The following is a 26427-nucleotide window of genomic DNA, read 5'->3' as shown; positions in this document are numbered from 1 at the left end:
GCTTTCCCCCGCAGGGATCGCGGTCAGGCGTTTGCCGCTTTCGGCAAATCCGCAACCAGCCGCAGCGAGATCGAAAGTTCGTCAAGCTGGAAGTGCGGGCGCAGGAAGGCGACGGAGCGGTAGGTGCCCGGCTTGCCGGGTACCTCCGACACCTGGATCGAGGCTTCCCGCAAGGGGAACTGTGCCTTCTGCTCCTGGCTGGCATTGTCGTCCAGCAGAACGTATTGCGAGATCCAGCGGTTCAGGAAGCTCTCCACGTTCTGCGCTGAAGCAAAGCTGCCGATCTTGTCGCGCATCATGGCCTTGAGGTAATGCGCCACGCGCGACACCGAGAAGATGTACTGCAGCTGCGCCGACAGCACGGCATTGGCATTGGCGCTGTCGGTGTTGTACTTCTTGGGCTTCTGCACCGACTGGGCGGCGAAGAACGCGGCGTAGTCCGAGTTCTTGCAGTGCACCAGCGGGATGAAGCCAAGATCGCTCAGCTCCTTCTCGCGGCGGTCGGTGATGGCGATCTCGGTCGGGCACTTGAGCGCGATCTCGCCGTCGTCGGTCTTGAAGGTATGCGTCGGCAGGTCCTCGACCAGGCCGCCGCCTTCGACGCCGCGGATGGCTGCGCACCAGCCGAAGTCTTCAAACGCTGCGGTCAGCCGCGCGCCGAAGGCCCAGGCGGCGTTGCACCACAGGTACTTGCCATGGTCGGTGCCGTCCACATCCTCGACGAAGTTGAAGCCCTCGACCGTGGTGCCATCCTTCGGGTTGTACGGCAGGCGCCCCAGGAAGCGCGGCATGGTCAGGCCGACGTAGCGCGAATCCTCGGATTCGCGGAATGACTTCCACTTGGCATATTCGACGGTATCGAACACCTTTGCCAGATCGCGCGGCTTGCCGAGATCGGCGAAGGTTTCCAGGCCCAGCAGCTCGGGCGACGCCGACGCGATAAAGGGTGCGTGCGAGGCCGAAGCCACGTGCGACATCTGCTCGATGAAATAGACATCTTCCGGCTGGCGCGTGATTTCATAGTCGCCGATCAGCGCGCCGAACGGTGCCCCGCCAAAGGTGCCGAACTCTTCCTCGTAGACCTTCTTGAACAGCGCGCTCTGGTCGAAGTCGATCGCGGTCTTGAAGTCGCGCACCAGGTCGCGCTTGGTGGCGTTCAGCGCCTTGATCTTGATCATCGTGCCGGTCTGCGTTTCCTTGACCAGGTACGACAGGCCGCGCCACGTGCTTTCCAGCTTCTGGAACTCAGGCGCGTGCATCACGGCGCTGAGCTGGGCCGAGATCAGGCGGTCCAGTTCGGCCACGCGCGCATCCAGCGTCGCCGACAGGTTGTCGGAGACCACCACGGTGCCGTCCAGCACCTGGCTGACCAGTTCGCCGATGATGTCCTTGGCGCGGGCATGCTCGGAATCCGACTTGGCAACCTTGCTTTGCTCGACGATCTCATCGAGCAGGTTCAACGTGCCGACAGCCGCGCCGGGCTGGGCAACTGCAGCGGACTGGTTATCAAGCATCGTCGCCACCGTTCCTGGCATTGGCACCGAGCTTCTGCAGCGACTCGGTATTGGTCAGCACTTCCGAGAGCAGGTCTTCCAGCTTGTCGTTGCCTGCCAGCTTGTTGCGCAGGTCGGCCAGCTTGGAACGGGCCTCGAGCAGCTTGCGCAGCGGCTCGATCTGCTCGACCACGGCTTCCGGGTTGAAGTCTTCGAGGGAATGGAATTTCAGGTCCACGCCAAACTTGCCGCCTTCTTCAGACAGCGTGTTCGGCACCTGGAACGCCGCGCGCGGCTCGATGCCGGCCATCACGTCGTCGAAGTTGTCGCGGTCGATATTGACGAACTTGCGGTCGCGCAGCTTCGGCTGCGCCACTTCGGACTGGCCCGACAGGTCAGCCACCACGCCCACGACAAAAGGCAACTCCTTCTGCTCGATGGCATCGCCCTTCTCGACGTCGTACGTCAGCTGCACGCGCGGGGGGCGCACCTTCTGCAGGCGCTTCTGGACACTTTCTTTCTTGGCCATCACTACTCTCCGATCTGGCGGAATCCGGTATGAGGATCAGCGCAGGGCGCCGAAGGGGTCTGCGCCGCCGCCGCCCGAAGCTGCGGGCTGTGCCGGCTGTGCCGGCTGTGCCGCGGTTGCCGCGGCGGCCGCAGGCTTGGCCGCGGCCGCACGGCGGCGCGGCGCAGGCTTGGCCGGTGGTGCGGCATGCTTTTCGCGGGGGAACAGCACTTGCTCGCCCAGCGTGTCGCGCAGCATCTGCGCCAGCAACTGGGCGTCGGAACGCACATCGCCTGCCAGGGCGCTGTCCGCGCGCAGTTCCTGCAGCGAGCGGCGCGCCACGCGCAGGCCGCTCACCGCCAGCACGCTCTTGGCCTTGCGATCGGTGGCGTCGCGCTGCAGCGCCTCTTCGGCCGCGACGATCGCCTGCGGATAGTGTTCGGCACCGAACTCGATCTGTGCCATGCGCGACCACGGTTCTTCACGGGTCGGGTTGTTCTTCGCGATCTGCTCGAACAGGCTGATGGCCTGCTCGCGCTGGCCGCTGCTCAGTGCCGCTTCGGCCTCGGACATGCTTTGCTTGAACGACTCATCGCTCTGCGGCCCCGGGCTGGAGGTTGCGCAGCCGGCAAGCAGCACGGCGGTGCTGGCCAGCATCACCAGGGTGCGTTGGATTCCTGACTTGGGCTTGTAGTCGTTCACGGCGAGTCTCTGTGAAGGTTCAAGATTGCGGCGGGGCGATTCGGGCCAGGCTTTGGCGAGATCCGCTCGGGAAAAGCGCCAAATGCCAATAATGTCAGAACTGTGTTGAACCCGAATTGGCCGGAATAGTACACTCTGCCGCTTACGGCTGACAACAGATCGGTGGATATTGTCAGCATTAGTACTTTTTGGTAGTTCTGTACCGTTTTGTCGGAAACGCCCCAACTGCTGAATTAGATGTTTCTAACTTCTGTCATGCGACAAATTGAATTCAGTCAGAGGCCGGACAGGGAGCCGACCGGACACGCCCCGCGCCGCGCGGCGGCGGCCTGGCGGGCCAGGCTGGGTGCGGGCCTAGCCGCCGCTGTCTGCGTTGCGGCGCTGACCGGGTGCGCGGTCGGCGGCACGCTGCTGGCGGGGGCAGCCAGCGGCGCGCTGGAAGCCGTTGGCCTGAAGCCGTCCAACGTGCCGGAATCCCAGAAACCGCCGCGGGAAGTCCCGCTCAAGCTGTATGCCGGCACCAACCTGAATGCTGCGGCCGATAATCGGCCGGCCGCCATCGTGGTCCGGCTCTACAAACTGAAGGATCCCACCAGCTTCCTGCAGGCGCCGTTCGACACCTTCATCGACCCGCAACGAGAACAGAAGACACTGGGCGCTGACCTCGTGCAAGTTAGAGAGATGACTCTAATTCCGGGCCAGCGCTATGAAATCGTGGAAAAGATCACGCGCGAGGCAGGTACTTTCGGCGTGGTGGCGCTGTTTCGCAGCCCTGCCCCACAGCGCTGGAAGTTTGCATTCGACAGCGCCAGGAGCGAGAAATCGGGAGTAACCATTGGCCTGCACGCCTGCGCCATGACGCTGACCGTGGGCGATGCCATCACCCCGGCCGGGGCTGCGGCCAGCAGCAACCTGAACCTCGTCTCCGCAGCCAGCTGCCGCACCTGACGCAGCCAAACCGGCACCAACAAGGACAACAAAGGCAAACGTGAGTTATTCCGCCAAGATTCTGTGGGGCGAAGGCCTGTTTCTGCGGCCCCAGCATTTCCAGCGGCAGGACGCGTACCATGAGTCGCGCCTGCACGCCACCGCGCAAGTGATCCAGCCCTACGGCTGGGGCGTGCGCAATGCCAGCTTTGACACGGATGCGCTCGCGAGCGGGGTGCTGCGCGTGACCGAGCTGTCGCTGTTCTTTCCCGATGGCGAGCTCTATTCCGCGCCCCAGGCCGACGAACTGCCGCCGCCCGTGGTGCTGGATGCAATCCCCGCCGGCACTTCGGAGCTGACGTTCTACCTGGCCCTGCAGCCGCTGCACGATGCCGGCGGCAACTACCGCGACGACGCCGAAGGATCGCTGTCGTCCCGCTATGTCGGCCTGCAGACCGAAACCTCGGACCTGTTCACCGAAGCGGAACCGGCGGCCATCACCTACCTGAAGAAGGCCGTGCGGCTGGTGGCCGAGACCGAGCCGCGCGACCAGTTCATCTCGCTGCCGGTGGTGCGCATCCGGCGTACCGCAACCGGCGGCTTTGAACTGGACGAGACCTTTGTCGCACCGAGCCTGTCGATCAACGCCTCGGCGGTGCTGTACCTGCGCCTGCGCCGGCTGATCGATGCGCTGCAGGCCAAGGTCAATGCGCTGTACGGCTTCCATCGCGAACCCACCAAGAACATCATCGAGTTTCGCTCGGGCGATATCGCGTCGTTCTGGCTGCTGCACACCGCCAATGCCTCGTTCGCCGCGCTGGCGCACCTGTTCCACCATCCCGAACTGCATCCCGAACGCCTGTTCCAGGAAATGCTGCGCCTGGCCGGCGCGCTGATGACCTTTTCCAAGAGCCACACGCTGGCCGACCTGCCGGTCTATGACCACGACAGCCCGGGCCCGGTCTTCGCGCGGCTGGACAGCATCATCCGCGACCTGCTCGATACCGTCATCTCCACGCGCTACTTTTCGATCGCACTGGACGAGACCCGTCCCTCGTTCCATCTGGGACGCCTGGACTCCGGCAAGATCGACGACAAGACCAGCTTCTATCTGTCGGTCAGCGCGGACATGCCCGTGGCCGAGCTGGTCGAGGCCATCCCCAGCCGCTTCAAGGTCGGCGCCCCGGACGATGTCGACAAGCTGGTGCTGTCCTCGATGCCGGGCGTGCCGCTGACCTACACCCCGCAGGTACCGCCCGCGATCCCGGTGCGCCCGGGCGCGTGCTATTTCGCGATCGAGGCGCGCGGCGCGCTCTATGACCGCATGCTGCAGGCCCAGACCATCACCATCTACACCCCGGCCGGCATCCGGGAACTCAAACTTGAACTGATTGCGGTGACCTCATGAGCGCTACCTCAACGCCTTCGCTGTTCGGCGGCTCGCCGGCCGGCCAGCCCTCCCCTGCCGCCGCGGGCTCCGCCGACGGCGCCATGCACGCGCGCACGCTGCTCGACCTGCTCTACGATGGCTTCTTCATGCTCTTCCTGCTGCGCAACGGCCAGCAGCCGGGCAGCGCCGAAGAGTTCCTGCAGAAGGTGCGCGACTTTCTCGATGATTTCGAGCGCGGCGCCAAGCGGCTGAATGTGGCGGCCGAAGACATCTTCGATGCCAAGTACGCCTTCTGCGCTGCCATCGACGAGACCATCCTCGCGTCGAACTTCAGCATCCGCAGCACGTGGGAACGGCGTCCGCTGCAACTGGTGCTGTTCGGCGAGCAACTGGCCGGCGAAGGCTTCTTCACCAAGCTGGAAGAACTGCGCGCCCACGGCGCGCCCCGCCTGCAGGCGCTGGAAGTCTTCCACATGTGCCTGCTGCTGGGGTTCCGCGGCAAGTACATCCTGGAAGGCCCGGAAAAACTGGCCTACCTGACCGCGCGGCTGGGCGACGAGATCTCGGCGATCAAGGGCAAGCGCGCCGCGTTTGCCCCGCAATGGCCGATTCCGGACAAGATCTCGCACGCGCTCAAGCGCGAAACCCCGCTGTGGATCTTCGGCGCGGTCTTTGCACTGATCGCACTGCTGGCCTTCCTGGGGCTGTCGACCACGCTGCGCTCGCAGACCAACGACACGCTGCAAGGCTACTCCCAAGTGATCAAGCTGGGGCCGCGTTATTCGCACCTGACCATCTCGCTGCCCTGATGCCGCGTTGATGCCGCCTTGATGCCATCGAAGGCGGTCCTGCCGCATCCAGGCCCGCATGCCGAACCCTCTAGCGCGACCCTGCTCCGATGAAGCCCTTGTCCTCTTACCCGTCATCCGCGATGGCCGCCCTGTCCGGGCTGCTGGGCCAGCGCACGCGCCAGATCACGCTGGAGACGGCGCTTACCGCCGACGACCTGGTAGTGGAGCGCTTTGTCGCGCACGAGGGCGTCTGCGCGCCCTTCCAGCTGCAGATCGATTGCCTCAGCCCGTCCGCGCATCTGGACACTGCGCGCCTGGCCGCCGAGGAAATCACGCTGCGGCTGATGCTTGCCGACGGCACGCGCCGCGCCTGGCACGGCTACGTGCAGAGCTGCGCAGCCATCGGCGGCGACGGCGGCCTGGCTCGCTATCGCCTCACGGTGGGGACCTGGTTCGATCGCCTGCGCGCGCGCACCGATTGCTATGTCTATCAGGACAAGACCGCGCTGGAGATCGTCGAAGACGTGCTGGCTGACTATCCGCATGCGCACTTCCGCATGGCAGTGAGCCAGCCGCTGCGCAAGCGCTCGGTCTGCTGCCAGTATCGCGAGACCGATCTTGCCTTTGTCACGCGGCTGCTGGCCGAAGAAGGCCTGTCCTACCGCTTCGAGCATCAACAGGACGACGCCGAGGCCTCCGGCCAGGACGACAAGACCCAGTCCCGCCATTGCCTGGTGATCTTCGACAACCAGGCCGAACGCCCCGCCTGCGCGCAACCCAACATCCGCTTCCACCGCAGCGACGCCACCGAGCGCGAAGACGCGATCGACCATTGGTCGCCGCAGGCAGCCGCGGGCACCAATGCCGTCACCGTCGCCTCATGGGACTACAAGTCCCTGGCCGCCACCGCCGCCGACGCCGGCAGCGAGAGCCTGGGCGAATGGCCAACGCTGGAATCCTTCGAAACGCGCGGCACCTACCGCTACCCGGACGCCGATGCCGCCCGCCGCGCCGCGCAGTTGCGCGCGCAAGCGCATGAAGGCCGCTACCTGCGCTACGAGGGCGAAGGCAGCGTGCGTGCCCTGGGCGCCGGCGAACGCTTCACGCTGACCGGGCACTTCGACACCGCAGCGAACGAGTTCGTCACGCTGGCCGTGCGCCATGAGGCCGCCAACAACCTGGGCGCCGAAGTCGCGCTGCTGCTGGGCCTGTCCGACATCGAGGCCGGCAGCTACCGCAACCGCTTCGAAGCCGTGCGCGCCGACGCCCCGATCGTGCCGGCGTACACGCCCAAGCCCACCGCACCGGAAGGCCAGCCCGCCATCGTCATCGCCGAAGGCGGCGCCCCACTGAGCACCGAGCGCGACCACCGCGTGCGCGTGCGCCTGCCCTGGCTGCGCGCGCCGATGGCCGACCCCAGCGCCGACACCGCTGCGGACCCGGCCCAGGACGACCTGACCCAGGTCACCGCCTGGGTGCGCGTGGCCACCGCCGCAGCCGGCCCCAACTGGGGCGCGCATCACCTGCCCCGCGCCGGCACCGAGGTCATGCTGACCTACCTCGACGGCGACATCGACCGCCCGATGGTGGTCGCGCAACTGCACAACGAACAGGACGCCCTGCCCTGGCCCGCCACCGAGGCTCCGCTGAACACCGCGCTGTCCGGCTGGCATTCGCACAACTTCAGCGACGGCGGCTACAACCAGTGGGTGGTCGACGACAACACCGGCCAGCTGCGCATGCGCCTGGCCAGCTCGGCCGCCGAAACCCAGCTCAACCTTGGCTACGTGATCGCCCAGGCCCCCAACAGCGGGGAACGCGGCACCTGGCGCGGCACCGGCGCCGAACTGCGCACCGACGCCTGGGCCATCGTCCGCGCTGGCAACGGCCTGCTGCTGTCCACCACGGTACAGGCCCGGGCCGCCGGCACCATGTTCGACATCCGCGAAGCCCGCGGGCAGATCACCGCCGCGGAACGTACCGCCCAGCGCCTGTCCGATGCCGCCACGTCGCAGCAGGCGTTGCCGCTGGGCGCCGTCGCCGCCTTCGAACCGCTTGCCAAGGCCATCGATCCGCAGCAGGACGGCAGCTATCCGGACCGCGTCAATGAGCAGGACGCCAAGCGGCCAGATACCGGCACCCCCGTCGAGCGCTTCGGACAACCATGGCTCGTCGCGGAATCGCCCAGCTCGATTGCGCTGGCCACGCAGGCCACCACCAGCATCTTCGCCGGACGGCACTTGCTGGGCCTCGCCCAGGCCGACTGGCACGTCGGCGCGGCCAATACCTTCGCCGCGGCAGCAGCCAAGGGCGTGAGCCTGTTCAGCCAACGCCAGGGAATTCGCGCGATTGCGTCCGGCGGACCGGTTTCCATCCAGGCGCATACGGATGCGCTGGCAGTGATGGCGGACAAGGCTGTGACGGTGACCTCATCGGCCGACGGCATCGAGGTGCTGGCGCAGAAGAAGGTGGTGCTGCACGGGGGCTCGTCGCGGATTGTGCTGGATGGGAATGCGATTATGTTTGAGACGCCGGGGGTGTTGTCGGTGAAGGGGGCTGGGCATCCGTTGGTGGGGGGTGGGGGGAAGGCTTTTATGCTGGACCGCTTGCCCGATACACGACTGAAACTTTACGATCAACAAGTTCGAGCCGTCAATGAATTAAATGGTGAACCGATTCCCGGCCTTCCTTATAAACTGACGACTGAAACAGGCGAAGTATATTTCGGCGAGACGGACTCCGACGGGTTGACCCTGAGGGTAAAGACGATTGCCAGTGAGAATATCGAAGTGCTTTGGGGTGCCCTACCCCCTGCCCAGAAACCATAATGGCAAGTCCTTTTAATAGCCAGACAGTGGAATCAAGGAATTCCATCGTCAAAGATCAGCTTAAGCCGAACGCCGAAATACACATGCTTATAGGTGGCCCGTATACATCTGGTGGAGAAGAGCATCGTTATGGACATACGGCGCTCCGGGTCAAGAGGGCAGGATCAGACTTGACTTACGACTTCGGGAGATACGGACGAATAACGGGTGATCTTGGCGCAGAAGGTGAAGGCATTCTTCGCGTATGGAAGAGCTTTGACAAGTACATATCAGGCGAAAACGCATTAGGACGATCTACTATCGACTATACTTATTTAGTATTCGAGCACCAGGCAAGAGCTGTGGAAATGTACTTCAATACCATTATTGATAAAGCGAAGCCACGGTCAGATCTTCAACGGGGCCGCCCAGATATAGTAGTTTATCAGCTTCCAACAAGTTATCACGCCCTTAAATACAACTGCACCACAATAAGCCTAGACGCTATACGCGCGGGGATTGCAAACTATGAGAGAGGCTCCACAACCTTCATCGCTCCCGAAGACGTATTAACAATGACGGAGCGTGTGGCGATGAACACCATAGGAGGCGGTACCCCGACACGAATATTTCTACCGGCCAATTTGAAGAAATTTCTCGACACCAAGCCAGCGATTGCAGCCAATCAAGTCCGCTTACACGGAAAAAGCAGATGAAACGATCACTTTTCGCATTAGCGACACTGATCCTTGGAATCATCATCGGGGCTTCTTTTATATATAAATTAAAGGAACATAAAATGCCAAAAGTCCACAAACTAGAGTTCCCCTTAATGCTAAGCGGCGGAACTGCGAACTCCCCTGCCACGATTTTACCTAAAGGAACTTCGCTATATTATGATCAAGCCTTCCCAGAAGGCTTCGTCAGATATATGGTTTATATAAATGTCGAGGGCGTCAAATTGGAACCACGCGAATCTACCGAGAAATTCTGGCTTGATCCTTTGACTGCAATTCCGTTTGATAAGGACAGCCTTCGAAAGTTGCTCGCAACCTACCCTCTATCGAAGGACGATCTATCTGCAATCCTTGGCTCCGGTCAAATTTCCAAAGAAGAAATACGGGATTTGCTTAGGGAATATAGCGAATGACCCAAATCACACGTTGTGCAGTCCTGCGCGGCCATCAGCGATGACGACGTCCTAACCCTTTCCAGATTACAGCAGGGTTCTGCGTCGAACGATAGGTCAACAGCTCTAATTTTGCATGGCTCTCACTGGGGCACCATGAGACCGGTCCAGCGCAGCAGCATCCCTCTTCCGAACGCCAACGAGCGGCGAACGCTCTTCCATTGGCTCAAGCGAATCAGTTCGTACACAGCATGGAAACGCATTCTTGAATACTACGAGAACTGGACGCTCGCTATCGAAAATTGCAGGCAACTGGCCAGCAAATTAAATATAGAGCATTCCTCTCAAATCAGAGAATCTCACTATATCGACGCGCTGCAAGGGCTCGCACATTTCGAGGATGCAATACTTCGACTTAAACGCGGTGACAAGCGAGTTTTCAAATATGACGTAAACGGCCTGTTTTCAATGGCAGATCGGCCCCGCTCATATTGGGAGAATTACCTGGTTCGTATAGAGTGGAGAGAACATCCAGCAGTCGAAGAAGCTAGTACTCCTCTGGAGCAATCAGATTTCTCGATGCCTTTAATGATCTCTCTCAGGTTTGGGGAGAATGTTCCGACATACTTGAAAGCGAGTGGCTTGATGACGCCGCCCCGTTTGGCTTTGGCGACTGGCTGCAAGATCAACTCGCTAGTATGCATTTCCCAAGCATTCTGTCCGATGTACCCGACCCCGAAGTCGCGACGCTCGTCTCAACTGGGCACACCATTCCTTACTTCGGCATATGGGAACCTGTCGAGGCTAAGAAATCAGGCATGCTTTCGCTATTTAAGAAAAAAGAAGAGCCAAAAGGGCCATTCCTGATCGTCGGATGCATGAACTACTTGCACGCAGGATCCCCAGCACCAGCGGTTAGGTATGAAGATGAGAATGAGAGTTTTTCGAAACCCGTGACGTGGCGCCTACTATGGGAGGATACGCGATATGAAGATGGTTCCATCCCTGCGGAGGAAGACGAGTATGTCTTCCAGAAGCCAAATGGAGCTACAGACGCTCCTTCCGCAATAAACGGAACGGATAGCACTATGATTTGGTTCGAAACGGGCCAACCCGCCCCAAAAGCAGGACGTTGGCTTCCAGAAGATGACCTCTCCGCTAGCATCGCCGTGCAAGCCGGCGAAAAGCTGCCTACGCATCGAGGCCAATCGACCCGTTGGGTTTTTGCCTCTGATTAGACGCTTCATTGATTCAGGACGACAAGGCCCAGTCCCGCCATTGCCTGGTGATCTTCGACAACCAGGTCGAACGCCCCGCCTGCGCGCAGCCCAACATCCGCTTCCACCGCAGCGACGCCACCGAGCGCGAAGACGCCATCGACCATTGGTGGCTGCAGGCAGCCGCGGGCACCAACGCCGTCACCGTCGCCTCATGGGACTACAAGTCCCTGGCCGCCACCGGCGCCGACGCCGGCAGCGAGAGCCTGGGCGAATGGCCAACGCTGGAATCCTTCGAAACGCGCGGCACCTACCGCTACCCGGACGCCGACGCCGCCCGCCGCGCCGCGCAGTTGCGCGCGCAAGCGCATGAAGGCCGCTATCTGCGCTACGAGGGCGAAGGCAGCGTGCGCGCCCTGGGAGCCGGCGAACGCTTCACGCTGACCGGGCACTTCGACACCGCAGCGAACGAGTTCGTCACGCTGGCCGTGTGCCACGAAGCGGCCAACAACCTGGGCGCCGAAGTCGCGCTGCTGCTGGGCCTGCCCGACATCGAGGCCGGCAGCTACCGCAACCGCTTCGAAGCCGTGCGCGCCAACGCCCCGATCGTGCCGGCGTACACGCCCAAGCCCACCGCACCGGAAGGCCAGCCCGCCATCGTCATCGCCGAAGGCGGCGCCCCGCTGAGCACCGAGCGCGACCACCGCGTACGCGTGCGCCTGCCCTGGCTGCGCGCGCCGATGGCCGACCCCAGCGCCGACACCGCTGCGGACCCGGCCCAAGACGACCTGACCCAGGTCACCGCCTGGGTGCGCGTGGCCACCGCCGCAGCCGGCCCCAACTGGGGCGCGCATCACCTGCCCCGCGCCGGCACCGAGGTCATGCTGACCTACCTCGACGGCGACATCGACCGCCCGATGGTGGTGGCGCAACTGCACAACGAACAGGACGCCCTGCCCTGGCCCGCCACCGAGGCTCCGCTGAACACCGCGCTGTCCGGCTGGCATTCGCACAACTTCAGCGACGGCGGCTACAACCAGTGGGTGGTCGACGACAACACCGGCCAGCCGCGCATGCGCCTGGCCAGCTCGGCCGCCGACACCCAGCTCAACCTTGGCTACGTGATCGCCCAGGCCCCCAACAGCGGCGAACGCGGCGCCTGGCGCGGCACCGGCGCCGAACTGCGCACCGACGCCTGGGCCATCGTCCGCGACTGGGAGCACGTGAGCGGGCAACGAAGGAAAATCGAGAAATCGCGATAAGCCAATGAGTAGCTACAACAATCTTAATGCATCGGTGATGCTGCCTTCGGACCATGAGCGCAGGCAAATATTCTATTGGCTCAAGCAGGCCAGTTCCTATACTGCATGGAATCGGATTTACTCCTTTTACCGTGCCTGGTGTAATGCAGCGGAGAACTGCCGGCGCTTAGCTAGCAAGGTGGGAGTGGAAAATTCCACAAGAGTATCCGAATCACACTACCTGCGGATTCTCCACGGCTTTGCTCACTGCGAAGAGGCCATATTGCGACTAAAGCGCGGCGAAAAGCGAGTTTTCAAATACGATGCCAATGGCGAATTCGCAATGGCCAACCAACCTCTCTCACATTGGGTGAATTACCTGATGCGCATCGATTGGGGTGAACATCCACCTATTGACGAGGGTAATACGCCGGGATGGACGGTGTTTCACAATACCCTAACCGAACTTACCGATGCATGGGGAGAATGTGCCCCGGATGTTCTCGAAAGCCCCAATCTCGATGACGCTGCATATACTGTGTACGGTATCTGGCTACAGCAAAATCTACCGACAAGGCATTTTCCAAGATTTTTACCTGAAATTCCGGATCCAAAGGAACCAATTTCGGTGGCAACTGGTAAGCCGGTGCCACATTCGGGAATCTGGGAGCCAGTCGAAGCACGGAAACCTCAATTGCTGAGCCTTTTTCGTAGGAGCGAAACCGTTAACGGGCCTCTCGCAATCACGGGGTGCATGAACTATCTGCACGGCGACTCTATTGCTCCTAAGGCAACGCTGGAAACGAAAGACGACAATCCAGAAGTGAATACGATTTGGCGCCTGCTCTGGCGTGACAACCGCTATGAAGATGGTACTGTGCCCAATGAAGAGAAAAACTATATATTTCTTAAGCCAGATACCCCTACATGGCTCGATCAAAAAAAGGCCATCGACATATCCGATCCTCTTATCTGGGCCGAAACAGGGCAGCCGGCACCAAAATCCGGCAAATGGCTGGCTGAGCATGATTTGCGAATTAGCATTATGATGGAAGCGGGAGCGCCGCTACCAATGCACGAAGGAAGACCTACACGCTGGCTATTCGCAAAGGCGTAATTGTGTCAGATTGAGGTCGAATCAAGGGAACATTGTATGCGGACTGAAACCAGGTAACCTGACCCAGCAGCCAGGTATAAAATACTATTCGTGAATATAAGGCCAAGCCATACCAAAAAACTTCTCGTCCTAACGACGCGGAACGGAGAAGAATTTTTTATTGGTTCAAGCGAATCAGTTCGCACACAGCATGGAAACAAATTCTTGGATACTACGAGAACTGGACGTTCGCTGTCGAAAACTGCAGGTAATTGGCCAGTAAACTCGGCTTCAATCAAGGGACGAACGATGCAATTCGTGCAGGCAAGTGGACCCGCCCGCTGGTGCTAGTCACCCTTAGCGAAGACGGCATTTCACAGGCCTCTCCCGTGACGGCACACATTCGATGCAAAAAACAAAGCTGAAACCTTACGACGTTGCCCGCAACCTTGATCAAGATGCCTGGTTCCTATACCAGACAACGTCAGTTTCTTACTACGTTCAGTGCGCCCGCCTATGTGAAGAATTCGCGGACCTGTATAACGCGTTCCTCACTGGACACGGAATCCACGGGCAGGCGCGCCTCGATTACTGGGTATCTCGCTACCTGACACATGCGCACAACATCCGTCGCGGCATCGAGTTCATCAAGCACAGCGGTGACTACATGCCTATGATCGACTTCCTCAATACGCCCTGGACAGACTATCGCGGACTCGTCGAGCAGCCCCTTGGCTGGATGAGGGATGAGCAGCGCCAACAGTGGGATCGGGCATTTCAACGGTTGAGCTATGCCTGCGACTCCGCCCAGACAACGCTGAAGAACAACGAGACCAAAGGCGGACATTGGCTAAGTCGTGCGTCAATTGGCAACGATCGCATATATCTGGAACGAGATGACAGCCATGCTGGCGACATGGCCGATGCCATCAGGTTCGCCAGGGAATACCACATCGTCTCTCCACCGTCGGCATATCCGCGGCATACCATCGATGCCGACCTTTGCGCTCTGCCGGGCAAGCCCTGTCCGCGTACGGGTGTCTGGGTGCCGGTTCAATGGCTTGAAGGTGCCAATGACTTCAGCCTGGCTTTCTGCATTCAAGGCCGGCCCATGCAGCCCGCCTATCGGATTGTGGGACTTGAATTATCGAATCCTTTTGACGGATTTGACGACGAGATGGCTGCGGAGTACGAGGCCATCGCAAAGGGCTCGCCGGTGACAGAGTCGGTCGATACTACTTGGTCCTTTGTGCAAGCATCGCCAGAGGTGTAACCGCTAGAAGCATCCAGGTTTTCTTGAGTCTCAGTTCAAAGCTCCTGCTTCCCTACGGGCCCGGTTCCTTGTCCGTATCTCCGCTTCAACCTGCTTAATGGTCCCCACCCGCTGCCCACAATCCCCCTCCACCGCCGTGCACAGCGTCTCATCCCCCACCCCCAGCTTCCGCTGCCAAGCCCGAAACTCCCCGAGATAAACCCCAGCCACCGCCTCAGCCCCCGGCAACGACAGCCGCGCCGCACTATTGGCCCCAACCCACGCATAGTAGTAATGCCCAAGCAACCGCGCCGCCGTGTCCTTGCGCCCCCGCGGAATCTCCCGTGCCACGGCGTCGATGCAAGAGCGGTATTCATCGGCATCGTCATGCATGAATTCCTGGCAAGCCACCATGGCATGCCGGCTAGCCTGCGCGACGGCAGGCGGTAGTTCGGTGGTGGCCGCCAGGGCCATGCTCGCGCAACCGGCCAGCGCGCAGGCGATTAGATTAGGATGCATTGGCATTCGGTGCATGGATTGTTGGCGCTCTAGGCTAGCGCCATGACATGACACCCCCGCGTCATGAAGCAGTCACGATGCGCCCATAGAGTGGGCGCCTGCCGCCGCTTCCCAAGGATGTCCACATGACAAGCAAACGGTATGTCGTCGCGAGCCTGGGTGCGCTCGCTCTTGCCGGGATCGTTGCCGCTTGCGGCTCGGGGAATGACGGTGGCGATTCGGCGCCGGGCAGCCCGGCGCCCGCCGCGGACGCGCCGGTTTCGGTCAAGATCATCGGCCTCAATGATTTCCACGGCAATCTTGAAGCGCCGGGCGGCAGCGTGGTGGTGCAGGATGCCGCCAACCCGGCTGGCACCCGGGTTTCGGCGGGGGGTGCCGCGTACCTGGCCTCGTTGATCCAGACGCTGAAGGCGAAGAATCCGAATAACGTGGTGGTGGCGGCCGGCGACATGGTCGGTGCTTCGCCGCTGGTTTCCGGGGCGTTCCATGAAGAGCCGGCCATCGATGTGCTGGGCCAGATGGGCCTGGAGCTTTCGTCGGTGGGCAACCATGAGTTCGACAAGGGTCGCGATGAGTTGCTGCGGCTGCAGCATGGCGGCTGCTTTCCCCGCTCTGCCGACGGCCGGCGCGGCGTTGTCGGCGTGGACACGTGCATGAGCAACGGCGCGTATGCCGGGGCGAAGTTCCAGTACCTGGCGGCCAATGTCATCGACCAGGCGACCGGCAAGCCGCTGTTGCCGGCGTACCGGATCAAGACCTTTGACTGGGCCAAGGTCGCCTTTATCGGCATGACGCTGAAGGACACGCCGTCGGTGGTCACGCCCGCGGGTACGGCCGGCCTGAGCTTCGAGGCCGAGGCCGACACGGTCAACAGGCTGATTCCGGAACTGAGGCAGCAGAACGTCAATGCGATCGTGGTGCTGCTCCATGAAGGCGGTTCGACCACGGCCAGCACCGTGAACGACAAGAGCTGCCCGGGGCTGAACGGCGCCATTGTGTCTGTCGTCGACAAGCTGGACCCCGCCGTGGATATCGTGATCAGCGGCCACACCCACCAGGAATACGTTTGCACCCGGCCGGACGGCAAGCTGCTGACGCAGTCGGGCTTCTACGGGCGACTGGCTTCGGAAATCGATATCACCATCGATCCGGCGACACGCAAGGTCTCGTCCAAGGTGGCGAACAACCGCGTCGCGGTCAATGATCTGGTGATCAAGGACGGCAACGGCAATCCGATTGCGCTGCCTGCGGGCTATACGGCACTGGCGAAGGATAGCGCGGTCGACGCGATGGTCAGCCGCTACGTGGAACTGACCGCGCCGATCAAGAACGCAGTGGTCGGCGCCATCACCGCCAGCATCGATCGCACCCAGACTGCCGCCGGTGAATCTGCGCTCGGCGACCTTGTCGCGGATGCCTACCTGGCCGGCACGTCGGATGCTTCGTTCGGACCGGCGGTGATCGCCTTCACCAATCCCGGCGGGCTGCGCCAGAACCTGGCGTACGACGCCGCCACCAATGGCCAGACCACGTTCGGGCAGCTCTATGGCGTGATGCCGTTCGGCAACAGCATGGTGACGATGAACCTGACCGGCGCGCAGATCCTGCGCCTGCTGGAACAGCAATGGGAGGCGCCGCAACCTGCGGGCGGGCGTGTGCTGCAGGTCTCCAGCGGCTTCGCCTATACCTGGGATGCCAGCAAGCCGGCAGGCGCCGCCGCGGGACAGGGCAATCGCGTCGACCCGGCATCGCTCAGGCTCAACGGCGTCGCGATCGATCCGGCCAAGAGTTACCGCGTCACGGTGAACAACTTCATGGCCTCCGGCGGCGATAACTTCACGGTGCTGAAGCAGGGCACGAACCAGCAGGCGGGGCCGGTCGATATTGATGTCTTCGAAAACTATTTCAGGGCGAAATCCCCGCTCAGTCCGGGCGCGGCAAACCGGATCACGCGCCTGAACTGAGAGAGCGGGCAGCGCCCGGATTGCTACGGCCTGGGCGCCGCGGTGGCCAGCCGCATCCAGCTGGCCACGGCACCGGCGCCGGCAAATGCCGCGCCCAGCGCCAGCGCCAGACCCGGTCCGTGGTCGCCGGCGATGCCGAAGCACAACGCCACCAGCGCCGCTCCCGTGGCCTGCCCCAGCAGCCGGGCCGTGGCCACCACGCCGCTGGCGCCGCCGCTGCGCTCGCGCGGCGCGCTGGTCATCAGGGCCTTGAGATTGGGCGACTGGAAGAAGCCGAACCCCGCCCCGCACAGGCACATGCGGATGCCGATATCAAACGTACTGGGATTGGCCGGCAGCAGCGCCAGCGACAGCATGCCGGCACTGAGCACGGCCAGCCCCACGCCGCCGAGCACGGCCGGCGGGTAGCGGTCAGACAGGCGCCCGGCCAGCGGCCCGATCAGCGCCACCACCACCGACCATGGCGTCAGCAGGAAGCCGGTTTCCACCTGCCCTCGCCCCAGCACGTGCTGGAAGTAGAACGGCAGCGACACGAAGGCCAGGCCCTGCGCCGCGAACGAGCACACCGCGGTCAGCGTCGACAACGCGAACATCGGCCGCCGGAACAGGTCCACCGGCAGCATCGGCGCCGGATGGCCGCGCTCGCGCCACAGCAGCAGCCCGAACGCCACCACGAAGATAGCGGCCGCGGCCAGCGACAAGTGCAGCGGCGCGCGCTGTGCGCCCTCGCCCAGCGCAAGGATCAGCGCGGCGAAGGCAACCACGCTGAGCAGCGCGGCAACACGATCGAAACCGTGCGTGCTGCGCGCCGTGTCCGGCAGGGCACCGCGCCCGATCGCCAGCGCCAGCAGGCCGATCGGCAGGTTGACGGCAAACAGCCACGGCCACGTGCCGAAGGACAGGATCACCGACGCTACCGTCGGCCCGACCGCGAACGACACGCCGACCACCAGCGCATTCAGCCCCAGCCCGCGCCCGAGCCGGTGCGTGGGAAAGATGGCGCTGATCAGCGCCGTATTGACGCTCATGATGGCCGCCGCGCCGATGCCCTGCAGCACCCGCGCCGCCGCCAGCGTCGGCAGCGACCACGCCAGCGCGCACACCACCGACGCGGCCGTGAACAGCAGCACGCCGCCCAGGTAGATGCGGCGGTGGCCCACCACGCCGCCCAGCGCCGCGAACGGCAGCAGGGTCGCCACCATGGCCAGCTGGTAGGCGTTGATGACCCACACCGACGCCGCCGGGGTGGCGCGCAGGTCCGCCGCGATCGACGGCAACGCCGTATTGGCAATGGCGGTGTCAAGGGTCGCCAGGGCGACGGCAATGAGGATGGCTGCCATGCCGCGGCGCTCGCGCGAGGTCATGGCGTCCGCCGTGGCGGCGGTCTGGAGAGGGGCTGTGCTGGACACTGTCTTTACCGGTTGCCGCCCTGGCCGGGTTCCACGGTGCAAGGGGCGCACGCGGGCCGGGGCGATCATCAGGCAAGACGATACGGGAAAACCCTTCACCTTGCTGAAGATGCATTCATATGTATGCACATTAACCCTGCGGGAGACAGATTAGATGATGCTCAACATCTATTGAATAAATGATGCGCATCATCTAAGCTTTGCGAAAGCCCAACCCAAGCGAGGTCTACAGATGGCACGTGCATCACGCGAGCAAACCGACAAGAACCGCGAGGCGATCGAACAAGCGGCGTCGCGGCTGTTCCGCGAGCGTGGCCTCAACGGGGTCAGCGTGGCGGAGCTGATGGCCGGCGCCGGCCTGACCCATGGCGGCTTCTACGGCCATTTTGCTTCGAAGGACGCGCTGGCGGCGCAGGCTTGCAAGCGCGCGTTCGAGGAGTCGACCGCGCGCTGGGAGCGCCGTCTCGCGCGTGCCGGCGACGACCGCAGCGCCATGCTCGCCAACCTGGTCGAGCCCTACCTGACCGCCGCGCATTGCGCCAACCCCGGCGTCGGCTGCGCGGCCGCCGCGCTGGCCGTGGACGTCGCCCGCGAGCCCGCTGGCAAACCGGTGCGCCAGGCGTATGCGGACGGCCTGCGAACGATGATCGATGACATGGCGCGGACCGTGGCGTCCGACGATCCGCAGCAACGCCACCAGCAGGCGCTGGTGCGCATGGCCACGCTGGTCGGCGCCCTCACGCTGGCGCGCGCCACGGAAGGCGATCCGCTCTCCGACGAAATACTGGATGCGGCACGCGCCCACCTGCTGGGCAGCACCGGCTAGTCCCGAGCTTTTCCCCGAAGCCTGATCGACATCCCGCCGCCGCGCGCGGCCGGGTTGTCCATCCTTTGCCCATTTCCCCCGCACACGCATCCAGACCTCGAGAGCCCCATGTTCGCGCAAGCCCTTTCCAGCCGGCTCGACCGGCGCGGCATCCACTACGCCTGGCTGATCGCCGCCCTGACCTTCCTGGTGATGCTCACCACCTCGGCAGCGCTGGGCCTGCCCGGCGCCTTCCTGAAGCCGCTGACCACGGAGATGGGCTGGAACACCGACCAGATCTCATCGATCCTGGCATTCCGCTTTGCCCTGTTCGGGCTGATGGCACCGTTCTCGGCGCTGCTGATGGATCGCTTCGGCGTGCGCAACGTGGTCTGCGCGGCGCTGGCGCTCATTGCGGGCGGCATGGCGCTGGCCACCGTGTCGACCGAGTTGTGGCAACTCTTTGTGGCCTGGGGTCTGATGCTGGGCGTCGGCTCGGGGCTGACGGCGCTGGTGCTGGCTGCCGTGGTCGCCAACCGCTGGTTCAGCGCACGGCGCGGCCTGGTGATCGGCATCCTGACGGCAAGCGCCGCTACCGGGCAGCTGGCGTTCCTGCCGGTGGCGGCCTGGCTGATCGAGCAGATGGGCTGGCGCGTGGCCGTGCTGCCGGTGCTGGCGGCGTGCGCGGTGCTGGCATTGCTGGTGTTCGGGCTGATGCGCAGCCGCCCCGCCGATGTCGGCCTGGCCGCGTTCGGCGAAGTGCCGGCGACCGGGGCCGTGCCACCCGCACCGCAGGCTGCTACGCCGTTCACGCTGAGCGGCCCGTTCCGTGTACTGCGCGACGCGGCCCGTACCCAAACCTTCTGGGTGCTGGCCGGCACCTTCTTCATCTGCGGCCTGAGCACCAACGGCCTGATCCAGACCCACTTCATCGCACTGTGCGGGGACTTCGGCATGGGCCCCGTGCCCGCGGCCTCGGCGCTGGCCATGATGGGCGCGTTCGATTTTGTCGGCACCATCCTGTCGGGCTGGCTGTCCGACCGCTATGACAGCCGCAAGCTGCTGTTCTGGTACTACGCGCTGCGCGGCCTGTCGCTGTTCTGGCTGCCGCATTCCACCTTCACGCTGTACGGGTTGTCGATCTTTGCGATGTTCTACGGCCTCGACTGGATCGCCACCGTGCCGCCGACGGTCAAGCTGGCGGCCACGGCTTTCGGACGCGAGCGCGCGCCGATGGTATTCGGCTGGATCTTCGCGGCGCACCAGATCGGCGCGGCGGTGGCGGCGTTCGGCGCGGGGCTGAGCCGTACGCTGCTGCTGACCTATACGCCGGCGCTCTACGCGGCGGGCGCGGCCTGCCTGGTGGCGGCGCTGATGGCGCTGATGGTCAGCCGCCAGCCTGCAGGGGCGGCTACCGGGGCCGCACGCGCATAAGCTGCACGTGGGGTTGATTGCGCCGGAGCTGGAGAGAGGGCGAGACAGAGGAAGCGCCCGGCGCCATGCGCGCCGCACGCTCAGAATTTGGGGATGCGCAGCGTCTTGCTGACCATCAGCGTGCCGGACAGCGCGAACAGCAGCACCAGCGGATGCAGCACCGCGAGGCCAAGCACCCATGCACCACCGGGCAGTTCGCCACCCAGCCGGCCCTGCCAGGCGCACCACGCCAGCACGGCGGTCAGCAGCACGCTGGTGGGAATGGGCGTGCCTTCGAAGTAGGCCACCTTGCCGCTGTCGCTGCCGGCCGCCAGCGATTCGGCGGTGACGTTGAAGCGCGCCAGCCGGCTGACGCCGCAGCAGACAAAGTAGATCAGCACCGCCAGGTCCCAGCCGCCGCGCATGCCGGCGGCGAAGGCCAGCGTGGCGGGGCCGACGCCGAACGAGATCACGTCGGCCAGCGAGTCCAGCTCGCGCCCCAGCGCGGAATGCGCGTGGCGCCAGCGCGCGATGCGGCCGTCGAGCACGTCGAAGATAAAGGCCAGCGGCGCCAGCGCCGCGGCGGTATAGAAATGCGACAGCTCCTGGTCGGCGACGAAAAACATCGCGAAGAACACCGAGCCCATGCCGCAGGCCGCGTTGCCGAGCGTGAAGACATCGGCCAGCTGCAGTTCACGCAGCATCGAGAAATGGCGGGGGCGTTCGGGCCGGGTGTTCATGGCGCGGGCTTACAGGACCTTGGACACGTGGTGCACGCTGGGCGGCGCGGCAAAGGTCTCGGCAACCAGGCCGCGCCATTGCTGGAACTCGGGCGACTCGCGGAACAGGACCATGTGGTCGTCCACGGTTTCCCAGTCCACCACCAGCGTGTACTGGTCCGGCTGCTCGATCGAGCGGAACAACTGCACCCCGTGGCAGCCGTGCGAGCGCAGGAACAGCGGCGTGGCCTGGCTCACGCCATGCTCGAACTGCTTGTCCATGCCGGGCTTGATGGTGATTTGCGCGATTTCCTTGATCATGTCGGTGTAGGCGATGAAGTGGATGCCGGCGCCGGTCGGGTACCGGCGGGTCTCTACTACCTTAGCACGATCGCGGCGTCACATGCCCGCGGCAAGCATTCCGTTACACGCGGGGGTTAGCATCGTCCACCTTGCCACCACCTGCCGAAACCGCCATGCGCCTGACCCTGCCTGATCGCAGCCATGTCCTGAATGCGCTGCTGGTCCTGCCTCTAGCCTTGCCCCTGGCCTGCCTGCTGGCCCTGGCGCGCGGCGCGCATGCTGCGACGCAGCCATGCGGCAGCCCGGCGACCGCGCTTGCCGATGTCCGCGCCCCCGGCCAGGCCTCGCCGCTGGCGGGGCGCATGGTTGAAGTGCAGGCCATCGTCACGGCGGATTTCGGCGGTGACGGCGGCCTGCGCGGGTTCTTCCTGCAAACCGCGGACGCGCAGCGCGTGCATCGGCCGGGTCTGTCGGAAGGACTCTTTGTCTATGCGCCGCGCGCCCGCGCCAGGGCCGGCGACATGGTGCGCGTGTCCGGAAAGATCGAGGAAAAATTCGGACAAACGCAGCTGGTGCTGTCCGGCGCGCCGGTCGTCTGTGCGCAGGGGCAGTCCGTCACGCCGCAGGCGCTGACGCTGCCGCTTGCCAGCGAGGCGGACCTGGCAGCGATCGAAGGCATGCTGGTGCGCCTGCCGCAAACGCTGACCGTCACCGATACGCATGAGCTTGGCCGCTATGGCACGGTGGTGTTGAGCCACGGGCGCCCCATCGCGCCCACGCAGCAGGCCCTGCCCGGGCCGGCCGCGCGGCAAGCCGCTGCGGCCAATGCCCGCAACCGCTTGCTGCTCGACGATGGCTCGACGCGCCAGTTTCCCGCCATGGTGCCCTACCCGCCCCCGCGCCTGTCAGCGGACCATCCGCTGCGCGCCGGCGATACCGTCACCGGCCTGCAGGGCGTGCTGGAGCAACGCCACGGACAGTGGCGGCTGCAGCCGGTGCGCGATGCGGGCGAACCGGTCTATCAGCACGCCAACCCGCGTCCCGCGGCGCCGCCGCGGCATCCCGACACCGCGCTGCGGGTCGCGGCCTTCAACCTGCAGAACTATTTCAACGGCGACGGCCAGGGCGGCGGCCTCGATGTGCCCGGCAACCGCGGCGCGCAGGACGCGGCGGCGCTGGCACGGCAGCAGGCCAAGCTGATCGCCGCGCTGCGCGGCCTGGACGCCGACGTGATCGGTGTGATGGAGGTCCAGAACAACGGCTACGGCCCCACCGGCGCGATCCGCCAACTGGCCACGGCACTGGGGCGGGACTGGCGCGTGGCCGATCCCGGCACGCCCGCGCTCGGCGCCGATGCCATCGCGGTCGGGCTGCTGTACAACGCGCGCACCGCGCTGCCGGTTGGGCGGGTGGCCACCACCTGGCTGGGCGAGCGCAGCCGCCAGCCGCTCGCCGCCACCTTCCGTGCCACGGCTGGCGGCGCGCCGGTGACGGTGGTGGTCAACCATTTCAAGTCGAAGAACTGCGTCGAGGCCGCCGGCGCGCAGGCCGACCAGCGCGACGGCCAGGGCTGCTGGAATACCGCGCGCGTGCAGGCCGCCGACACCCTCGCCCGCTGGCTCGGCACCGCGCCCACCGGCGTCGCCGACGCGGGCGTGCTGGTGACCGGCGACCTGAACAGCTACGCGATGGAGGACCCGATACGCCTGCTGGCGCGGCGCGGCTACGCCGACCAGGTCGCGCGTTTTGCCGGCCCGCACGCCTACAGCTACGTCTATGCGGCACAGGCGGGTTATCTGGACCACGTGCTGGCCGACGCCACCGCCGCGGCCCACGTGGTTGCGGTGCATGCCTGGCATATCAACGCCGACGAGCCCGCGGCCTTCGCCTATGCCCCGGCTCCAGGGTCCGGCGCGGCGCCGGCGTTCCATGCGCCCGGCCCCTACCGCTCCTCCGATCACGACCCCTTGGTGGTCGACTTCGCCAGCAGCCCGCGCGCCAGGTAGAGCACCACCAGCAGGTTGGCCGCGGCCAGCGCGCCATGCAGCCAGCTGGGGTGGACCAGCGCTTCGTACAGTTCCAGCGGGATATAGATGCCGCCCGACCACACCCCGATCCAGTTGCCCCAGGCCAGCCCGCGCCACAGCCCGTAGGCCTCGGCAAAGCGCATCAGCGCATAGACCGCGGCGGATGCGCCAATAGCCCACAGCCGCGCATTGTCGGGATGCTCGAGCAGCGACAGGAAAATGGTGGGATAGCGGCTGGCCGGATTCACATGCAGCCGCTGGATGATGGCTTCGGCCAATGCCTGGGCATCGCGATGCAGCAGTGCGGCCAGCCCGAGGCCGGCGACGATCACCAGCACGCCCTTGGCGGCCTCGAACAGCGCAATGCCCCTGAGGCCCAGTGCGCCCTGCTTTGCCATGCGGTTTCCTCCGGTCGATGCACGCCATGCAAAGCCGGTATTGTGCAATATCGGGACTGGGATCGGGACCGGATGGGGATGGCGCTATGGCGCAGGCTGCGCCTCCAGCAGCGACTTGAGCCGGCGCACGGCTTCGGTGGACTCGGTCTGCAGCTGGTCGCGCAGCGTCAGCCAGTTGATCAGCGCGAACAGCAGCGTCGGCGAGCGGTAGCGGAACTCCCGCTCGAAGCGCGTGCGTTCGGCCGACGGCGTCAGCGACGGCGACATCGCGGGCGTCAGCCGGTAGGTGATGGTGCCGACGCGGTGGCCCGCGGCCACGCCCTCGATCGACCACGTGCGCGGCGGCTGGCTTTCGATCACGGTCCAGACCACCACGCCGCCGCGCCGGGCCAGCATGAAGGTTTCGGCAACGCGCTCGCCGCGCTCCAGCGGATGGTCGGTCGCGCCCGCCACCGCGAGCGACGCCGGATGCCACGCGGGCCAGTGGCGCGGCGTGGCCACGAAGTCGAACACCTGTGCCGGCGGGCGCGCGATCACCACCTCGTCATGGATGGCGGTGCGGTCCAGCCCCGGCAGCGGCGCCAGCAGCGCGCCCACGGTGAGCGCGGCGAAGAGGAATCCCCAGAGCAGTTTCCTGTATCGGACAAGCATGGCGGCGGGACAGGACGCAACCGGGGCGCACCCGTGCATCCCATACGCGTGGCGCGATGCTTACAGTGTAGTGATTGCGAAGCATCGCGCCAGTCCCGTGCGTGGCTTAGCGCGCCACCGGCGCGGCGGCGCCATCGGCCGCTGGCGCCGGCCCCGTGGCCACGGTGGCCGGCAGCGGGCCCCAGCCCCCGCCCAGCCGGCGCACCAGCGATACCGTTGCGGCCGCGCGCAGGCCGGCCACCTGGTTGGCCTCGCGCTGCGACTGCAGCACGGTGCGGTCGGCGTCGATCACCGTCAGGTAGTCGACCGCGCCCGCGTCGTAGCGGCTGCGCGAGATGCGCGCCGCACGCCTGGCGCCGCCGAGTGCGCTGTCCAGCGCGCCGGCCTGCTGGCTGAGCCAGCGCACATCCGCCAGGCTGTCTTCCACCTCGCGGAAGGCCACCAGCACGGTCTGCCGGTAGCTCGCCACGGTTTCCTCGTGCGCGGCGCGCGCGCCGGCCAGGTTGGCGCTGTTGCGGCCGCCGTCGAACACGGTCTGCGCGATGCTGGACCCGATCAGCGGCCCCAGCATCCAGGTGCGCGAGGACCACTTGAACAGGTTCGACAGCTCCGCCGATTCAAAGCCGAACAACCCGGTCAGCGTGATGCGCGGGAAGAACGCCGCCTTGGCCACGCCGATGCGCGCGTTGGCCGCCGCCATCTGGCGCTCCGCCGCGGCGATGTCAGGGCGCCGCTCCAGCAGTTCGGACGGCAGCCCCGCGGGCACGGCGATCGGCGCGGCATCGAACGGCCGCGCCGGCAGCGAGAACGCCGCCGGCGGCACGCCGGTCAGCACCGCCAGCGCATGCTCCTGGTTGGCGCGCCGGCGCTCGATGCCGGCCAGGTCCGCGCGCGCGGTGCCGAGTTCGGCCTCGGCGCGGGCGGGATCGAGGTCGGTGGTCTCGCCGGCGTCATAGCGCTTCTTCAGCAGCGACAGCGCGTCCTCGCGCAGCTTGATGGTGGCGTTGAGCAGGTCGCGCTCGCTGTCGAGCGTGCGCAGCGCGAAATACGCCTGCGCCACGTCGGCCTGCAGCGCCAGTTGCACCGAGCGGTACAGGTCTTCCGCGGCCTCGCCTTCGGCGCGGGCGGCGTTGACGCTGGACGCGACGCGGCCGAACAGGTCCAGCTCATAGCTGGCGAAGGCGCGCGCCTTCAGCACCGTCTGCGGCGGCACGCGGGTGCCGTCAGGCAGGCCCTGCGAGGCCGCCGACGGCTGCGAGCGGGTCGGGTCCAGCCCCACGCTCAGTTGCGGGTAGAGATCCGCCTCGGTTGCGCCGGTGAAGGCGCGCGCCTGCTTCAGCCGAGCCGCGGCGATGGCGAGATCCTGGTTGGATTCCCCGGCCGCCGCGATCAGGCGGTCCAGCTCGGCGTCGCCGAAGATCTTCCACCACTCGCCGCGATGCTGGCCCTCGGCCGGCGTCGCGGTCTTCCATTGCGCGCCTTCGGCCCGGGCGGCCTCGGCTTCCTTGAAGGCCGGCACGGTGGCGGTCTCGGGCACCTTGTAGGTCGGCGCGAGCGAGCAGCCGGCGAGGATCAGTGCAGCGGCAAGCGTGGCGATTCGTGGAAACTGCCTTGTCATCTGGGCAATCATTTGTGCATTCCTTGACTGTTCTGTGCTCCGACGGTG

The 26427-nt window shown here is 64.8% G+C and carries 23 protein-coding genes and 2 pseudogenes; 16 read left to right on the top strand and 9 right to left on the bottom strand.

The features are described 5' to 3' along the window. Window positions 1–23: 23 nt before the first annotated feature. The 3 genes from tssC to CBM2594_RS19640 are packed head-to-tail and all read right to left on the bottom strand — an operon-like array spanning window position 24 to window position 2703. The gene (gene tssC, locus CBM2594_RS19650; protein ID WP_116358473.1) at window positions 24–1514 is read right to left on the bottom strand and encodes a type VI secretion system contractile sheath large subunit; all 1491 of its coding nucleotides are present in this window, start codon (window positions 1512–1514) and stop codon (window positions 24–26) included. Next, window positions 1507–2022, bottom strand: a complete 516-nt coding sequence (tssB, locus tag CBM2594_RS19645; RefSeq protein WP_012355842.1) for a type VI secretion system contractile sheath small subunit — start codon at window positions 2020–2022, stop codon at window positions 1507–1509. The genes tssC and tssB overlap by 8 nt, the downstream gene beginning before the upstream one ends. A gap of 36 nt (window positions 2023–2058) precedes the next feature. Further along, window positions 2059–2703: a tetratricopeptide repeat protein gene (locus tag CBM2594_RS19640; protein WP_373457600.1), complete on the bottom strand. Its 645-nt coding sequence runs from the start codon at window positions 2701–2703 to the stop codon at window positions 2059–2061. A 255-nt stretch (window positions 2704–2958) separates the two neighbouring features. Between CBM2594_RS19640 and tssJ the strand changes: the two genes are divergently transcribed. From tssJ to CBM2594_RS19580, 13 genes and pseudogenes are all read left to right on the top strand, one after another. Next, window positions 2959–3651, top strand: coding sequence for a type VI secretion system lipoprotein TssJ (tssJ, locus tag CBM2594_RS19635; protein ID WP_232346684.1), 693 nt, complete (start codon window positions 2959–2961; stop codon window positions 3649–3651). A 40-nt stretch (window positions 3652–3691) separates the two neighbouring features. Next, a complete protein-coding gene (gene tssK, locus CBM2594_RS19630) occupies window positions 3692–5038 on the top strand; it encodes a type VI secretion system baseplate subunit TssK (RefSeq protein ID WP_018007532.1) in 1347 nt (448 codons plus the stop codon). Then, window positions 5035–5829: a type IVB secretion system protein IcmH/DotU gene (gene icmH / locus CBM2594_RS19625; protein ID WP_116358472.1), complete on the top strand. Its 795-nt coding sequence runs from the start codon at window positions 5035–5037 to the stop codon at window positions 5827–5829. Before tssK ends, icmH begins: the two co-directional genes overlap by 4 nt. Before the next feature lie 89 nt (window positions 5830–5918). Next, complete coding sequence (locus tag CBM2594_RS19620; protein WP_198048175.1) at window positions 5919–8639, top strand: type VI secretion system Vgr family protein; 2721 nt, start codon at window positions 5919–5921, stop codon at window positions 8637–8639. A gap of 170 nt (window positions 8640–8809) precedes the next feature. Beyond that, window positions 8810–9334: a hypothetical protein gene (locus CBM2594_RS19615; RefSeq protein ID WP_232346683.1), complete on the top strand. Its 525-nt coding sequence runs from the start codon at window positions 8810–8812 to the stop codon at window positions 9332–9334. Continuing rightward, the gene (locus CBM2594_RS19610) at window positions 9331–9768 is read left to right on the top strand and encodes a hypothetical protein (protein ID WP_116358469.1); all 438 of its coding nucleotides are present in this window, start codon (window positions 9331–9333) and stop codon (window positions 9766–9768) included. Before CBM2594_RS19615 ends, CBM2594_RS19610 begins: the two co-directional genes overlap by 4 nt. A 135-nt stretch (window positions 9769–9903) precedes the next feature. Continuing rightward, window positions 9904–10296 (top strand): annotated as a pseudogene (locus CBM2594_RS26875) (Imm71 family immunity protein); the annotation flags it as partial. A 149-nt stretch (window positions 10297–10445) separates the two neighbouring features. Then, the gene (locus CBM2594_RS26870) at window positions 10446–10985 is read left to right on the top strand and encodes an Imm72 family immunity protein (RefSeq protein WP_232346682.1); all 540 of its coding nucleotides are present in this window, start codon (window positions 10446–10448) and stop codon (window positions 10983–10985) included. Between the two features lie 14 nt (window positions 10986–10999). Then, a pseudogene (locus tag CBM2594_RS19600) lies at window positions 11000–12175 on the top strand (type VI secretion system Vgr family protein); the annotation flags it as partial. Window positions 12176–12230: 55 nt separating this feature from the next. Further along, window positions 12231–13322: an Imm71 family immunity protein gene (locus CBM2594_RS19595; RefSeq protein ID WP_116358468.1), complete on the top strand. Its 1092-nt coding sequence runs from the start codon at window positions 12231–12233 to the stop codon at window positions 13320–13322. Between the two features lie 86 nt (window positions 13323–13408). Beyond that, a complete protein-coding gene (locus CBM2594_RS27160; protein ID WP_116359693.1) occupies window positions 13409–13573 on the top strand; it encodes an Imm71 family immunity protein in 165 nt (54 codons plus the stop codon). A 134-nt stretch (window positions 13574–13707) separates the two neighbouring features. Continuing rightward, window positions 13708–14574 (top strand): hypothetical protein, encoded by an 867-nt coding sequence (locus CBM2594_RS19585; protein WP_116358467.1) that lies wholly within the window; start codon window positions 13708–13710, stop codon window positions 14572–14574. A gap of 623 nt (window positions 14575–15197) precedes the next feature. Next, window positions 15198–17036, top strand: a complete 1839-nt coding sequence (locus tag CBM2594_RS19580) for a bifunctional metallophosphatase/5'-nucleotidase (RefSeq protein ID WP_232346681.1) — start codon at window positions 15198–15200, stop codon at window positions 17034–17036. A 23-nt stretch (window positions 17037–17059) separates the two neighbouring features. Here the strand turns inward: CBM2594_RS19580 and CBM2594_RS19575 are convergent, their stop codons facing one another. Then, complete coding sequence (locus CBM2594_RS19575) at window positions 17060–18400, bottom strand: MFS transporter (RefSeq protein WP_116358466.1); 1341 nt, start codon at window positions 18398–18400, stop codon at window positions 17060–17062. 277 nt (window positions 18401–18677) lie between these two features. On the opposite strand from CBM2594_RS19575, the gene CBM2594_RS27220 reads away from it, so the two are divergent. Both CBM2594_RS27220 and CBM2594_RS19565 read left to right on the top strand, forming a co-directional pair. Further along, window positions 18678–19271, top strand: a complete 594-nt coding sequence (locus tag CBM2594_RS27220) for a TetR/AcrR family transcriptional regulator (RefSeq protein WP_116358465.1) — start codon at window positions 18678–18680, stop codon at window positions 19269–19271. 108 nt (window positions 19272–19379) lie between these two features. Then, complete coding sequence (locus tag CBM2594_RS19565; RefSeq protein WP_116358464.1) at window positions 19380–20684, top strand: MFS transporter; 1305 nt, start codon at window positions 19380–19382, stop codon at window positions 20682–20684. 80 nt (window positions 20685–20764) lie between these two features. Here the strand turns inward: CBM2594_RS19565 and CBM2594_RS19560 are convergent, their stop codons facing one another. Both CBM2594_RS19560 and CBM2594_RS19555 read right to left on the bottom strand, forming a co-directional pair. After that, a complete protein-coding gene (locus tag CBM2594_RS19560; RefSeq protein WP_116358463.1) occupies window positions 20765–21403 on the bottom strand; it encodes a CDP-alcohol phosphatidyltransferase family protein in 639 nt (212 codons plus the stop codon). 9 nt (window positions 21404–21412) lie between these two features. After that, window positions 21413–21703 (bottom strand): antibiotic biosynthesis monooxygenase family protein, encoded by a 291-nt coding sequence (locus CBM2594_RS19555; protein ID WP_116310641.1) that lies wholly within the window; start codon window positions 21701–21703, stop codon window positions 21413–21415. A 155-nt stretch (window positions 21704–21858) separates the two neighbouring features. On the opposite strand from CBM2594_RS19555, the gene CBM2594_RS19550 reads away from it, so the two are divergent. Further along, window positions 21859–23691: an ExeM/NucH family extracellular endonuclease gene (locus CBM2594_RS19550; protein ID WP_116358462.1), complete on the top strand. Its 1833-nt coding sequence runs from the start codon at window positions 21859–21861 to the stop codon at window positions 23689–23691. Here CBM2594_RS19550 and CBM2594_RS19545 read toward each other — a convergent pair. The 3 genes from CBM2594_RS19545 to CBM2594_RS19535 form a co-directional block, all read right to left on the bottom strand. Next, on the bottom strand, window positions 23643–24110 hold the full coding sequence (locus tag CBM2594_RS19545; RefSeq protein WP_116358461.1) for a DUF2127 domain-containing protein: 468 nt from the start codon (window positions 24108–24110) through the stop codon (window positions 23643–23645). The genes CBM2594_RS19550 and CBM2594_RS19545 overlap by 49 nt on opposite strands. Window positions 24111–24194: 84 nt before the next feature. Next, complete coding sequence (locus tag CBM2594_RS19540; protein ID WP_116358460.1) at window positions 24195–24761, bottom strand: SRPBCC family protein; 567 nt, start codon at window positions 24759–24761, stop codon at window positions 24195–24197. A gap of 106 nt (window positions 24762–24867) precedes the next feature. Then, window positions 24868–26391, bottom strand: coding sequence for an efflux transporter outer membrane subunit (locus tag CBM2594_RS19535; RefSeq protein WP_116358459.1), 1524 nt, complete (start codon window positions 26389–26391; stop codon window positions 24868–24870). Between the last annotated feature and the right edge of the window lie 36 nt (window positions 26392–26427).

Source organism: Cupriavidus taiwanensis, assembly GCF_900249755.1.
GTDB lineage: Bacteria > Pseudomonadota > Gammaproteobacteria > Burkholderiales > Burkholderiaceae > Cupriavidus > Cupriavidus taiwanensis_D.
The sequence above is the reverse complement of the archived record's forward strand: the minus strand, read 5'-3'. Positions and strand labels throughout refer to the sequence as shown.

Excerpts from the sequence above, each read along its gene's own strand:
- CBM2594_RS19545 (WP_116358461.1), bottom strand. The coding sequence starts at position 24,110 with ATGGCAAAGCAGGGCGCACTGGGCCTCAGGGGCATTGCGCTGTTCGAG.
- CBM2594_RS19580 (WP_232346681.1), top strand. The coding sequence starts at position 15,198 with ATGACAAGCAAACGGTATGTCGTCGCGAGCCTGGGTGCGCTCGCTCTT.
- tssC (WP_116358473.1), bottom strand. The coding sequence starts at position 1,514 with ATGCTTGATAACCAGTCCGCTGCAGTTGCCCAGCCCGGCGCGGCTGTC.
- CBM2594_RS19550 (WP_116358462.1), top strand. The coding sequence starts at position 21,859 with ATGCGCCTGACCCTGCCTGATCGCAGCCATGTCCTGAATGCGCTGCTG.
- CBM2594_RS19535 (WP_116358459.1), bottom strand. The coding sequence starts at position 26,391 with ATGATTGCCCAGATGACAAGGCAGTTTCCACGAATCGCCACGCTTGCC.
- icmH (WP_116358472.1), top strand. The coding sequence starts at position 5,035 with ATGAGCGCTACCTCAACGCCTTCGCTGTTCGGCGGCTCGCCGGCCGGC.
- CBM2594_RS19610 (WP_116358469.1), top strand. The coding sequence starts at position 9,331 with ATGAAACGATCACTTTTCGCATTAGCGACACTGATCCTTGGAATCATC.
- CBM2594_RS19595 (WP_116358468.1), top strand. The coding sequence starts at position 12,231 with ATGAGTAGCTACAACAATCTTAATGCATCGGTGATGCTGCCTTCGGAC.
- CBM2594_RS27220 (WP_116358465.1), top strand. The coding sequence starts at position 18,678 with ATGGCACGTGCATCACGCGAGCAAACCGACAAGAACCGCGAGGCGATC.
- CBM2594_RS19620 (WP_198048175.1), top strand. The coding sequence starts at position 5,919 with ATGAAGCCCTTGTCCTCTTACCCGTCATCCGCGATGGCCGCCCTGTCC.
- CBM2594_RS26870 (WP_232346682.1), top strand. The coding sequence starts at position 10,446 with ATGCATTTCCCAAGCATTCTGTCCGATGTACCCGACCCCGAAGTCGCG.
- CBM2594_RS19585 (WP_116358467.1), top strand. The coding sequence starts at position 13,708 with ATGCAAAAAACAAAGCTGAAACCTTACGACGTTGCCCGCAACCTTGAT.
- tssJ (WP_232346684.1), top strand. The coding sequence starts at position 2,959 with ATGCGACAAATTGAATTCAGTCAGAGGCCGGACAGGGAGCCGACCGGA.
- CBM2594_RS19565 (WP_116358464.1), top strand. The coding sequence starts at position 19,380 with ATGTTCGCGCAAGCCCTTTCCAGCCGGCTCGACCGGCGCGGCATCCAC.
- CBM2594_RS19560 (WP_116358463.1), bottom strand. The coding sequence starts at position 21,403 with ATGAACACCCGGCCCGAACGCCCCCGCCATTTCTCGATGCTGCGTGAA.
- CBM2594_RS19555 (WP_116310641.1), bottom strand. The coding sequence starts at position 21,703 with ATGATCAAGGAAATCGCGCAAATCACCATCAAGCCCGGCATGGACAAG.
- tssB (WP_012355842.1), bottom strand. The coding sequence starts at position 2,022 with ATGGCCAAGAAAGAAAGTGTCCAGAAGCGCCTGCAGAAGGTGCGCCCC.
- CBM2594_RS19540 (WP_116358460.1), bottom strand. The coding sequence starts at position 24,761 with ATGCTTGTCCGATACAGGAAACTGCTCTGGGGATTCCTCTTCGCCGCG.
- CBM2594_RS19575 (WP_116358466.1), bottom strand. The coding sequence starts at position 18,400 with ATGACCTCGCGCGAGCGCCGCGGCATGGCAGCCATCCTCATTGCCGTC.